Origin of the sequence: Ornithinimicrobium sp., assembly GCF_051004135.1 — a bacterium.
In the GTDB taxonomy this organism is placed as follows: Bacteria; Actinomycetota; Actinomycetes; order Actinomycetales; family Dermatophilaceae; genus Ornithinicoccus.
Genome location: NZ_JBPCKQ010000145.1, coordinates 39,964 through 51,588, shown reverse-complemented (window position 1 = coordinate 51,588; position 11,625 = coordinate 39,964). Strand labels below are relative to the sequence as shown.

Here is an 11,625-nt window from a genome sequence, read left to right as displayed (position 1 = left end):
CGGGCAGCTGCACAGCGGCGTCGACATGTGGACCTACCTGTTCCTCCAGGAGGGGACGCTCGGCGTCGACCCGGGCCTGTTCACCGACACCCGGGGGGGCCTGCCCCCCGTCATTCACGTCGACTCCGACGCCCCGCTGTCCGACGAGAGCGGTGACCTCGTGACCGAGGAAATGTGGGGCATCTACTACAAGCCGGACTTCAACTTCGGCGGGGTGCAGGGGGGTGCGATGCCGGTCGCTGTCGACGTGCCGACGGGAGACGTCGCGGTGGACCCGTACGGCCCGGCCAGCCCCGAGCGCCGCGCCGACCGTGGATTCGCTCGGATGTGGACCTCCGCGCTGGCGCACTGCCAGCAGCGGTTCGAGGGCACGAGCCACCTGTACAAGGACGAGAACTCCGGTGGGCTCGGGTGCTTCACGCCCGACAGCTTCCCGGTCATCGACACGTTCCGGCAGAACGTCCACGTCGTCGCCGACTCCAACCACGGCTACAAGCTCATCGGAGTGGGCGAACTGGTGGCCCGCGAGCTCCTCGGTGAGCCGCAGGAGCTGCTCGCCCCCTTCCGCCTCGACCGCTATCGAACCGGCGACCTGCACCCCACCAGCAGCTCTCCCTTCCCGTGGAGCTGACCAAGCCAGACCGACCAACCTCGACCGACAGCAGCACCTGAGAAGAAGAGAGAGACCCATGCGCATCCCCTACGACGTCCCGAAGATCCACATGTACAGCCGCATCCGCAAGTCGCCGTACTTCTATGCCTCGGAGCGGCACGGCGTGCAGTCCTACACCGTGTGCAACCGGATGTACCACCCGCGGCACTACGACGACATGCTCGCCGAGTACTGGAAGCTCGTCCGCGACGTGACCCTGTGGGACGTGGGCGTCGAGCGGCAGGTCGAGATCTCCGGGCCCGACGCGTTGACGCTGGCCAACATGCTCACACCGCGCGACCTCAGCAAGTGCGCGGTCGGCCAGAACAAGTTTCTGCTCAACACCGACGTCGACGGCGGCGTGATCAACAACCCGGTGCTGCTGCGCCTGGCCGAGGACTGCTTCTGGTTCTCCGTCGCCGACGGGGACGTGCTGCTCTGGGCGAAGGGGGTGGCCAGCCAGGCCGGTCTCGATGTCCGCGTCACCGAGCCCGACGTGGCGCCCGTCCAGATCCAGGGCCCGAAGTCGCAGCCCCTGATGCGCGACCTCTTCGGCGACCAGGTCCTCGACCTCAAGTACTACTGGAGTGCGGAGTTCGAGCTCAACGGGATGGATGTCGTGGTCGGCCGCACCGGGTACACCGGCGAGATCGGCTACGAGATCTATCTGCGCAACGCCAGCCGGGACGGCATGAAGCTGTGGGACACCCTGCTCGAGGCGGGTCAACCCCACGATCTCGCCGTGATCGGTCCCTGCCAGATCCGCCGCGTCGAGGCCGGCATCCTCAGCTATGGATCCGACATCGCCCTGGACAACAACGCCTACAGCGACTACGCGTTCCTGAACCCCTACGAGATCGGCCTGGGCTGGACGGTGGACCTCGACAGCGACTCCGACTTCATCGGCAAGGAGGCGCTGGCCCGCATCGCCGAGGAAGGCGTCAGCCGCAAGGTGGTCGGCCTCGAGATCGGTGGCGACCCGATCATCGGCTACCTCGACGACTACGTGCCGGTCGTCGACGGCAGCGAGCAGATCGGCCAGGTGTCATCGGCCTTCTGGTCCCCGCGCCTGGAGAAGAACATCGGCTTCGCCCTCGTCCCCGTCGAGAAGAGCGAGAACGGCACCAAGCTGACCGTGCGCACCGCGGCCCGCGGAGACCTCGGCGCGATGGTGGTCCCGCGGCCGTTCGTCGACCCGAAGAAGGACACCCCGAAGGGCGTCCAGGCAGCCCAGGCGAGTGCATGAGCGAGACCGACGCACGCCGTCCGGGTCTGCTCGAGCGACTCGAGGCAGGCCCGGTGGTGTGCGCCGAGGGGTATCTCTTCGAGCTCGAGCGTCGCGGTTACCTGCAGGCCGGGGCGTTCGTGCCCGAGGTGGTGATTGACAACCCAGAGCAGGTCACCTCGCTGCACCGCGACTTCGTCCGCGCAGGATCCGACGTGGTCGAGGCGCTCACCTACTACGCCCACCGCGAGAAGCTGCGCGCGGTCGGCAAGGACGGGATGCTGGAGGAGATGAACCGGCAGGCGCTCGCCCTCGCGCGTGAAGTGGCCGACGAGTCAGGCACGCTGCTGGCCGGGAATGTCTGCAACACCAACCTCTACGACCCGCAGAACTCCGACTCCCATAGGCCGACCCGCGCGATGTTCGAGGAGCAGGTGGGATGGGCGGCGGAGGCGGGTGTCGACTTCGTCATCGGTGAGACGTTCCGCTACGCCGGCGAGAGTCAGATCGCGCTCGATGTCATCCGCCAGGCGGGCCTGCCGGCCGTCATCACGCTCGCCGTCGGGCAGCAAGCCGAGACACGGGAAGGCGATTCCCTGGCGGACGCGTGCCGACGGCTCGCAGATGAGGGCGCCGCTGTCGTCGGGCTCAACTGCATCCGCGGCCCGGCCACCATGCTGCCGCTGCTGGCGGCGATCGTCGCCGCGATCGACGTACCCGTCGCCGCGCTTCCCGTTCCCTACCGCACCACCGAGGACCAGCCCACCTTCCAGTCGTTGCGCGAGGCCGACCCTTCCCTGCTGCCGGACGGGAGGCCGTTCCCGGCGGCTCTCGACCCGTTCACCTGCAACCGCTACGAGGTCGCCGACTTCACCAGGTCGGCGCAGGAGGCCGGCGTGCATTACTTCGGCCTGTGCTGCGGCGCGGGACCGCACCACGTGCGCAGCATGGCCGAGGCGCTGGGGCGCACCCCCGCGGCGAGCGGGTACTCGCTCGACATGTCCAAGCACGCCTTCTTCGGCACCGCTCCCGGGTTGCAAGAGCACAACCGCGAGTACCGTGACCGTCTCTAGCGGTGCGGACGTAAGCACCCTCGCTGCGCTGCTGGACCGGCCGCGCTACGAGGTGCTCCCACTCCCCGGCACCGCCGACCAGGTCGGGCTGCACGTGCCCAGTGCTCTGCCGGTGACGGTGACCGCGTCCCCCCGACGCGGGCTGGAACCGACGCTCGTGCTCACCGAGGAGCTCGCCCGCGGTGGTTACTCGGCGGTCCCGCACCTCGCGGCCAGGATGCTGCGCGACGAGCGGCAACTCGCCGAGATCCTGGCCCGGCTGGACGATGCCGGCGTCCGCGACGCGTTCATCGTCGCCGGCGACGGCGAAGAGCCGGTGGGCGCCTTCTCCGACTCGGTCCAGCTCCTGGCCGCCATCGACCGGCTCCGCCGATCCGCAGCCGGTCGGACGCCGGCGTCCCTGGGTGTGTCGGGATACCCCGAGGGGCATCCGTTCGTCGCGCCGGCCGAGCTGGACCGGGCCCTGCTGGCCAAGCAGTCCCTGAGCAGCTATGTCGTCACCCAGATGTCCTTCGACGCGGGCGCCGTCCAACGGTGGATCGGTCATGCCCGTGAGCTGGGCGTCCAGCTTCCGGTGCACGTGGGCGTCGCCGGTGCTGTGGACCGCGTCAAGCTGCTGCGGATCGCCAGTCGGATCGGGGTGGGGAACTCCCTGCGGTTCCTGCGCAAGCATCGCGGGGGCACGAAGCTGCTCCGCGTCAGCGGCTACCGCCCGGACGGGCTGCTCGGCGAGCTGCTCTCTAACGCCGCACCCCAGACGCCCGCGGTGGCGGGACTGCACGTGTACACGCTCGGCGACGTGGCAGCCACCGAACAGTGGCGCCGGGAGCTGCTGGACCGGCTCGCCGACGAGGACGGCTATGGCTGAGGCCGGCCGTCGCGGACGCCGCCACGGAGCGGCTCGCTACTCCGCCCTGGCGCTGCTGAAGCACGGGGTCGTCGACCACCCCTGGGCGCCCGCCTGGCGTACCCACGAGCTCAAACGGACCTACGACGTCGTGATCATCGGTGGCGGCATCCACGGGCTGGCCACGGCCTACTACCTCGCCCGCAACCACGGCATCACCGATGTCGCGGTGCTCGACAAGGGCTACCTCGGTGGCGGCGGATCCGGTCGCAACACCGCGATCCTGCGGTCGAACTACCTGACTCCGGAAGGGGTGCGCTTCTACGACCGGTCCCTCGAGCTCTACCGCGGCCTGGCCGCGGACCTGAACTTCAACGTGATGTTCTCGCGCAAGGGACATCTCACGCTGGCCCACAGCGACTCCTCCTTGCGGACCATGCGCTGGCGGGCCGAGGTCAACAAGGTGTGCGGCGTCGACTCCGAGGTCATCGGGCCGCCGGACGTGCAGCGGCTCGTCCCGCAGATGGACGTCACCGACGAGGCCCGCTACCCGATCCTCGGCGCTCTCTACCACCCGCCCGGCGGCATCATCCGGCACGACGCGGTCGTCTGGGGGTACGCGCGCGCCGCCGACAGCCTCGGCGTACACCTGCACCAGGACACGGAGGTGACCGAGATCGACGTGTCGGCGGGCAAGGTCCAGGGGGTGCGGACGACCCGCGGCGACATCTCGGCACCCCTCGTCGTCAACGCGACCGCGGGGTGGGCCACCCTCGTCGCCGACCTGGCCGGCGTCCGGCTCCCGGTGCAGACCTTCCCGCTGCAGGCCGCCGTCACCGAGCCGGTCAAGCCGTTCCTGCGCACCGTCGTCGTCTCCGGCACCCTGCACGTGTACGTCAGCCAGACCGCCCGCGGAGAGCTGGTGTTCGGGGCCAGCGTGGACCCGTTCGCGTCGTACTCGACGCGCGGGTCGCTCGAGTTCACCGAGGGGCTGGCCGGTCACGTCCTGGCGCTGATGCCCGGCCTGGCGAAGCTCCGGCTGCTGCGCCAGTGGGCGGGACTCTGCGACATGACCCCCGACTTTGCGCCGATCATGGGGCCGACCGGCGTGGACGGGTTCCTCGTGGACGTGGGCTGGGGCACCTACGGCTTCAAGGCGGGCCCGGTGGCCGGGGAGACGATGGCCGAGTGCGTGGCGACCGGCCGCCCGCCGGAGCTCATCGCCTCCTTCGGGCTCGACCGCTTCGCGCAGGGTCGGCTCGTGGGCGAGAAGGGCGCCGCGGCGGTGGGCCACTGATGATCCTGCTGCCCTGCCCCTGGTGCGGGCTTCGCGACTCCGAGGAGTTCGGCTATGTCGGCGAGCCGCGCGGCCGACCGAACCCCCTCACCACCACGACCGAGCAGTGGCGCGACTACCTCTACCTGCGCCGCAACGCCGCGGGCTGGACGACCGAGCGCTGGTATCACCGGATGGGGTGTCGTCGCTACCTGCTCGTGGAGCGCGACACCACCACCAACGTGGTGCGGCCTGCGGGCCAGGTCGCGCCGGAGCCGGAGCCGTGACGCCCCGGGGCCGGTCGGCTACGCGAAGACGGGGCGGGTCTCCCACCATGTCCGAGCGGCTGTCCCGCCAGCCCGGTGAGGTGATCGACCGGGCGGCGTCGTTGACATTCGACTGGAACGGCCGGACCTTTCCGGCGTACGTCGGCGACACGATCGCCTCGGCCCTGGCGGCCTGCGGGGTGCGGGTCTTCTCACGCAGCTTCAAGTACCACCGCCCGCGCGGGCTGCTCACCGCCAGCTACCTCGACCCGGGGTGCATGGTGCAGGTCGGGGACGAGCCCAACGTCCGCGGTGCGCACCGGCTCGTCGAGTCGGGCATGGACGTGCGCTCGCAGGACACCTGGCCGTCGCTGGCCCTCGACGTCAAGGCGGCCAACGAGCTGGCCCGCCGAGCACTGCCGCCGGGCTTCTACTACAAGACGTTCATGAGCCCCGGCCGGCTGTGGCCGGCGTACGAGCGGGTGCTGGAGCGGTTCGCCCACGGCGGCGTGCTCGGGTCCGGACCGGCGTCCGCCGGCCGCGAAGTGCGCTACGACAAGCGCCATGCCCATCCCGACGTGCTGGTCGCCGGTGGCGGGCCGGTCGGCATGGCGGCCGCCGTCGCGGCGGCCCAGGCCGGCTCCTCGGTGCTGCTGGTGGAGGAGGAGCACGAGCTTGGTGGGCACCTCCGGTGGGGAGACCCTCTCGACCTGGCCGCCCTGCGCGAGCTGCGAGAGCAGGTCGACGCGACACCGGCGATCGAGGTGCTGACGGACTCGGTGGTGCTGGGGCGCTACGACGGCAACCTGGTCTCGGTCGTGCAACGCGGCCTGCCCGACATCGACGAGCGGCTGGTGAAGGCGCGGGCGAAGACCCTCGTCGTCGCCTCGGGGCTGATCGAGCGACCGTACGTGTTCGCCGGCAACGACGTCCCGGGCGTGATGCTGTCGACGGCCGTGCGACGGCTCGTGAACCTGTACGCCGTCAGGCCGGGCGAGCGGGCCGTCGTACTCACCGCCAACGCCGAAGGGGACGACGCCGCCGCCGACCTCGAGCGGGTGGGGGTCGAGGTGGTCCGCGTGGACGCCCGTCAGGGCGGCGACATCGTCTCGGTGCACGGTCGCAGCCGGGTCCGCTCCGTCGAGCTGGGCGACGGCCGGACGCTCGGGTGCGACCTGGTGGTGACGGCGACCGGCTGGACGGCGGCGGTCTCCCTGCTGACGATGGCCGGCGACGTGCCGCGCTACGACCCGAGGGCCGCACGCTTCCGGCCCGATCCCTCGCTGCGGTCGCCGGACGTGCTGGCCACCGGCGGCGTGGTGGGTGACGGGACGCTCGACGAGCTGGTGGCCCACGCCGACGCGGTGGGTCGGGAGGCGGCCAGGCGGGCCGCCTCTGCACCGGCGGGACCGCTCCCCGAGCTGGCGACGAGGGCGCATCCCGAGCTGGTCCGCGGCCGCACCCACGGCATCGTCGACTTCTCCGAGGACGTGTCATCGAAGGACCTGTTCGCAGCGGTCGCGGAGGGCTACGACTCGGCGGAGCTCGCGAAGAGGTACACGACGGCCACCATGGGCCCCGTGCAGGGCAAGCTCGAGACGGTCAACGTGGTGGCGATCGTCGCGGAGGCCACCGGCCGGACGATCGCGGAGACGGGGACGACGACCTGGCGGCCGCCGTACGCGCCCGTCACCCTCGGCGCGCTGGCCGGCCGGGAGCGAGAGCCGGTCCGCCGCTCGCCCCTGCAGTCGTGGCACGAACGACAGGGCGCCGTACCGCTGGTCGCCGGGGCGTGGATCCGTCCGGAGCACTACGGCGACCCGGCGGGCGAGGCGCGCAACGTCCGGGAAGGCGTCGGCGTCATCGACGTCACCCCGATCGGGAAACTCGACCTCCGCGGCCCGGACGTGACCAGGCTGCTGAACCTCGTGTACGTGAACAAGTGGTCGAAGCTGGAGGTGGGGCGCGTCCGCTACGGGGTCATGTGCGGTGAGGACGGGGTGGTGATCGATGACGGCGTCACCGCGCGTCTCGGCGACGAGCACTTCCTGATGACCACCACGTCGACGGGGGCGGCCGCGGTCTGGACGTGGCTCGAGAGCTGGCTGCAGACCGAGCACCCGGAGTGGCAGGTGCACGTCACGCCGGTCACGACCTCCTACGCCAGCATGAATGTCGCCGGTCCTCGATCCCGCGAGCTGCTCGCGCTGGTCGTCGACGACGTCGCGGTCGAATCGGAGGCGTTCCCCTACATGCACGTCCGCACGGGACGCGTCGCCGGCGTGGACGGCTGCGTCCTCATGCGGATCGGCTTCACCGGCGAGCTCAGCTTCGAGCTGCACGTCCCCGCGGGCTACGGGCTGCACGTCTGGCAGACGCTGCTCGAGCGGGGCCGCGACCTCGGGGTGCGACCGTTCGGGGTGGAGGCGCAGCGGATCCTGCGGCTGGAGAAGGGGCACCTGATCGTCGGCCAGGACACCGACGGACTGACCGGGGCGTACGGCGCGGGGCTCGACGGCCTCGTCAGGCTCGACAAGGGCGACGCCGCCGGCCTGCCCGAGCTGAGGTGGCAGCACGAGACCCGCGACGGGACCCGTCTCGTCGGCCTACAGACGACACAGGAGTCCCTCGTGCCCGTGGAGGGGAGCCAGCTCGTCGACCACGACGGACTGATCTGCGGCCGAGTGACCTCCAGCCGGCTGTCACCGGCGCTCGGGCGGTCCGTGTGCCTGGGCCAGGTCGAGGCTCGCTTCGCCGAGCCCGGCACCCGGGTGACGGTGCGGCTGCTCGACGGCGGGACGGCCACTGCTGTCGTCACCGAGCACCTCGCGCAGGTCGACCCGGAGGGGCGCAGGCTCCGTGGTTGACGAGTCTGTCGTCGCGATGAGCCCCATCGCGACCGCGTCGCCGGAAACCGTCGTCTCCGGCTGGACGGTGAGCGCGCGCCACAGCACCGCCGCACTGACACTGACCGACCACACCCCACTCTCCAAAGTCGCGATCAGGGCGCCCTGGGACGGTGCCCTGGCGCAGACCCTGGGCGTGCGCTTCGGGCGTACGGCGCGTGCGTCCTGGGACGTCGGGCCGTCGACCACGCACGTGCTGCTGGCTGGAGCGTCGCCCGGTGAGTGGCTGGCCCTGGCCGCGCCGGGGGAGCAGGCCCTGGTCGTCGGCTGGCTCGAGGATGCCGCGGCACGGACCGATGAGCTCGTCAGCGTCCTCGACATGACTCACGGACGTGCGCTCGTGCGTCTCACCGGGGCAAGCGCGCCGAGGCTCCTGGCCAAGGAATGCGGCGTCGACCTGCTCGATTCCGTCTGTCCGGACGCCAGCGCCCTGAGGTCCTTGGTGGCTGGGGTCGCCACGGACATCCTCCGTGACGACCGGGGCGGGACGCGGTCCTACCTGCTCCACTGCGAGCGCTCATCGGGGCAGTACCTGTTCGACTCGCTGCTCGACGCGGGTCGCGAGTTCGGGGTCGAGGCCGACGGCTTCCTCGCCCCCGGAATCCAGTGAGCTCCGCCTCTGACCGCCGAGGTGCGGGCTGCCTGGTTGTGGGCGCACGCGAACATTGGCACCGCGGTCCATATGGCTGGCCGCCGCCGTCTGCTGCGCCGAGGTGCCGAGCTCCAAGGGAGTCGGCCGTGCCATCAAAGTGGCTGGTCAGGAGGTTATCCTGCGAGTTGTGGAGCAGACCTGGCCAGCGTACTCGGCCCCGGAACTCAAGACAAACGTCAGAGTTCTAGCGACCGAGGATCCCTAGCTGAGTTCACCCTGACGACGTCATACGCGGTGTCACAGCTGGTCCACATGGTCAAACTTCGATGTCACTGCTCAGCCGCTGGGTCAGAGCCCGGTCGCGCTCGGCAGTCGCGTGCTGGTACCGCAGCGCCACGCTGACGTCGGTGTGCCCGCCACGGTGAAGCAGTTCGGCCAATGTTGCTCCTTGCTCTGCGTACTTGCTCAAGCCGGTGTGCCGCAAGTTGTGGAAGTGAAAACCGGGCCGTCCCGCATCCTCCCTCGCGGACCTCCAAGCCCGATCAAGCGCGCTTTGGGAGACGCGGACGCCACGGCTGCCGGCGAGGACCGGTGCTGTCCGGTGAATGGGCGCGTACATGTCGAGGTGCTGCCGTAGAGCGGGCAACAGGGCAGCGGGCAGGGCGATGCTCCTCACACTGTCCGCCTTGGGCGGCGTGAACGCGTTGGCCTTAACGTTCCACTGTCTCCGGACATGCAGCAACGCGCGCTCGGGGTCATCCAGGTTCTCCAGGTCACGGCGTTGCAGGCCAAGAACTTCCCCGATCCTCAGGCGCACCAGGCGGCCAGCGGGACCGCGATCCGCAGGCGCTGGGGCATTGCTTCGGTGAACGCCTTGACCTCTTCGGGTGTAGCCACCTCTCCTTGCTCGTCCTCGGGGCGCACTCGGCGGTGCTTGGGCGATTTGGGGAAGTCGAAGGCATCCAGCCCGCCGACCTTGGCCTTCACCGCGGCGTTCAGCATCGACCGGAGAACGATCACGACGTTGGGCGCGACACCGTTCACACGGGCACCGGGGTGTCGTTCCGAAGGACGGCTGGCCAGGGTGGCCAGGTGCTCGCTCACACGCTCAGTTGTCAGCGCGGCCAACCGAATGTCACCCAGGTCCTCCAGGACGTGGTTCTTGAGCACGGAGCGGTACGAGACTACGGTGGCCCGCGAGCGGTGGTGGTTGGCTTCCAGGCCAGCCAGCCACATCTCGCACCATTCCCTCAGAGTCACCGCCTCGGCCTCCGCCCTCACCTCCTCCGCCTTGCGGGCTGCTCGGTGCTCGCTCGGTGGGACGAACCGGTCCCGCACGGCATCACCGCGAGCGATGTCCAGGGCCGCCCTCGCGTCGGTGAGGGTCTCGAACATGCCGAGCGCGTGGGTGCGTCCCTCGTGGGTCATCCGCACCCTGTAGCGACCCCGGTAGCGGGTGATCCCCCTTGGCAGCTTTGCGGGTTGGGGCATGCATCCTCCAGGTGTGACGGCTTGGCCGGGGCCACTTGGGGGTGCTCGCAATGGGCACCGAACCCAGGCTGTGACAGCAGTGTGACAGAAATTCTGGCGTCATACGGCTTCGCGTGGCTACATCTGTCCACACGCACGAAGCCCCCAGTTTCGCATTGACCTGCGGAAACTGGGGGCTGACGTGCTGAGTTGTGACGTGGCCTACCACTGTGGTGGAGGTGGCGGGAATCGAACCCGCGTCCGCTGCCGGGGAACCAGGGCTTCTCCGGGTGCAGTGCGCTACGGATTTTCTCGGCCCCAGGGCTCGCACGCACACGTTCCCTGACAGGCCCAGTCGAGTAAGAGTCCCACGCGACCCCTCGACAAGGTCGCGCAGCAAGTCCCCTAGATGACGCCAGGCACTGAGTCGGGAACTAGCTCAGGCTGACGGACTTGCGAACTCGCTCAGGCGGCGAGGGCGAAGTCGGTGCGCTTGGAATCGGCACCTATTGGTTTTGCAAGGAGCGTTGACGAGATGACCTTGCGTCCTCGACCCGCTTCCCCTGATTGGCCGTACAACGTCGAAACCGATCACCCCCATGGGGGTGGCCACATCACACTGTGCAGTTGTCAAGATCATGCCACTGTGCTCCAGCATGCCACTGTGCTCGGCAAGAACTACCGAGTCTACTGGTCCAACGGACGGGGAGGCCACCGGATTCCCGGCCCAGGTCTCCCGGCACCGCACCGAGGTCGGTCAGCCGTGCTGCTGCAGGTGCGCCGACATCGCCCGCTGCGCCTCCATCTGGTCCTGCCGCTCCCGCATCGTCTGCCGCTTGTCGTGCAGCTTCTTGCCCTTGGCCAGGGCGATCTCCACCTTGGCCCGGCCATCCACGAAGTACAGCGCCAGCGGAACGATGGTGCGCCCGGCCTGGGCGGCCTTGGCGGTCATCTTGTCGATCTGCTCGCGATGCAGCAGCAGCTTGCGCCGCCGCCGGGCAGCATGGTTGGTCCAGGTGCCCTGGGTGTACTCCGGGATGTGCACGTTCTCCAGGTAGAGCTCACCGCGGTAGTCGGTGCAGTAACCCTCCGCGAGCGAGGCCCGACCCATCCGCAAGGACTTGACCTCGGTCCCGGTCAGCACGAGCCCGGCCTCGACGACGTCCTCAATAAGGTACTCGTGGCGGGCCTTCTTGTTGCTGGCAACGAGCTGGCGCCCGGTCTTCTTGGACATCTGCTCTTCCTGGCTCGGTCCGATGCGGGGGTGGTCGGCGCTGTGGTGGGTGGCGCTGTGGTGGGTGGCGTGCCCGGTCGGCAT

11 protein-coding genes and 1 other RNA gene are annotated in these 11,625 nt (G+C 69.7%); 8 read left to right on the top strand and 4 right to left on the bottom strand.

What is annotated here, in order from left to right; genetic code table 11:
- The 8 genes from ACR2FV_RS09805 to ACR2FV_RS09770 form a co-directional block, all read left to right on the top strand.
- On the top strand, positions 1 to 631 hold a 631-nt coding region (locus tag ACR2FV_RS09805; RefSeq protein ID WP_434015506.1), incomplete at its 5' end, for a hypothetical protein.
- A gap of 58 nt (positions 632 to 689) precedes the next feature.
- Positions 690 to 1,898 (top strand): glycine cleavage T C-terminal barrel domain-containing protein, encoded by a 1,209-nt coding sequence (locus ACR2FV_RS09800; protein ID WP_434015505.1) that lies wholly within the window; start codon positions 690 to 692, stop codon positions 1,896 to 1,898.
- The gene (locus ACR2FV_RS09795) at positions 1,895 to 2,950 is read left to right on the top strand and encodes a homocysteine S-methyltransferase family protein (protein WP_434015504.1); all 1,056 of its coding nucleotides are present in this window, start codon (positions 1,895 to 1,897) and stop codon (positions 2,948 to 2,950) included. Before ACR2FV_RS09800 ends, ACR2FV_RS09795 begins: the two co-directional genes overlap by 4 nt.
- Complete coding sequence (locus tag ACR2FV_RS09790; RefSeq protein ID WP_434015503.1) at positions 2,937 to 3,818, top strand: methylenetetrahydrofolate reductase; 882 nt, start codon at positions 2,937 to 2,939, stop codon at positions 3,816 to 3,818. The genes ACR2FV_RS09795 and ACR2FV_RS09790 overlap by 14 nt, the downstream gene beginning before the upstream one ends.
- Positions 3,811 to 5,094 carry an FAD-dependent oxidoreductase gene (locus ACR2FV_RS09785; RefSeq protein WP_434015502.1) on the top strand — a complete coding sequence of 428 codons (1,284 nt, stop codon included), beginning with the start codon at positions 3,811 to 3,813 and terminating at the stop codon, positions 5,092 to 5,094. The genes ACR2FV_RS09790 and ACR2FV_RS09785 overlap by 8 nt, the downstream gene beginning before the upstream one ends.
- On the top strand, positions 5,094 to 5,360 hold the full coding sequence (locus tag ACR2FV_RS09780; RefSeq protein ID WP_434015501.1) for a sarcosine oxidase subunit delta: 267 nt from the start codon (positions 5,094 to 5,096) through the stop codon (positions 5,358 to 5,360). Before ACR2FV_RS09785 ends, ACR2FV_RS09780 begins: the two co-directional genes overlap by 1 nt.
- 47 nt (positions 5,361 to 5,407) lie before the next feature.
- The gene (locus ACR2FV_RS09775; RefSeq protein ID WP_434015500.1) at positions 5,408 to 8,206 is read left to right on the top strand and encodes a 2Fe-2S iron-sulfur cluster-binding protein; all 2,799 of its coding nucleotides are present in this window, start codon (positions 5,408 to 5,410) and stop codon (positions 8,204 to 8,206) included.
- 16 nt (positions 8,207 to 8,222) lie between these two features.
- Positions 8,223 to 8,855 (top strand): sarcosine oxidase subunit gamma family protein, encoded by a 633-nt coding sequence (locus ACR2FV_RS09770; protein ID WP_434015499.1) that lies wholly within the window; start codon positions 8,223 to 8,225, stop codon positions 8,853 to 8,855.
- Positions 8,856 to 9,153: 298 nt separating this feature from the next.
- Here ACR2FV_RS09770 and ACR2FV_RS09765 read toward each other — a convergent pair whose 3' ends face one another.
- The 4 genes from ACR2FV_RS09765 to smpB all read right to left on the bottom strand — a co-directional run bounded on the left by ACR2FV_RS09765 (position 9,154) and on the right by smpB (position 11,541).
- Positions 9,154 to 9,654 carry a tyrosine-type recombinase/integrase gene (locus ACR2FV_RS09765; RefSeq protein ID WP_434015498.1) on the bottom strand — a complete coding sequence of 167 codons (501 nt, stop codon included), beginning with the start codon at positions 9,652 to 9,654 and terminating at the stop codon, positions 9,154 to 9,156.
- Positions 9,645 to 10,328, bottom strand: coding sequence for a hypothetical protein (locus tag ACR2FV_RS09760; protein WP_434015497.1), 684 nt, complete (start codon positions 10,326 to 10,328; stop codon positions 9,645 to 9,647). The genes ACR2FV_RS09765 and ACR2FV_RS09760 overlap by 10 nt, the downstream gene beginning before the upstream one ends.
- Positions 10,329 to 10,538: 210 nt before the next feature.
- Positions 10,539 to 10,906, bottom strand: a transfer-messenger RNA (tmRNA) gene (gene ssrA / locus ACR2FV_RS09755).
- A gap of 158 nt (positions 10,907 to 11,064) precedes the next feature.
- The gene (gene smpB / locus ACR2FV_RS09750) at positions 11,065 to 11,541 is read right to left on the bottom strand and encodes an SsrA-binding protein SmpB (RefSeq protein ID WP_434015511.1); all 477 of its coding nucleotides are present in this window, start codon (positions 11,539 to 11,541) and stop codon (positions 11,065 to 11,067) included.
- Positions 11,542 to 11,625 lie beyond the last annotated feature (84 nt).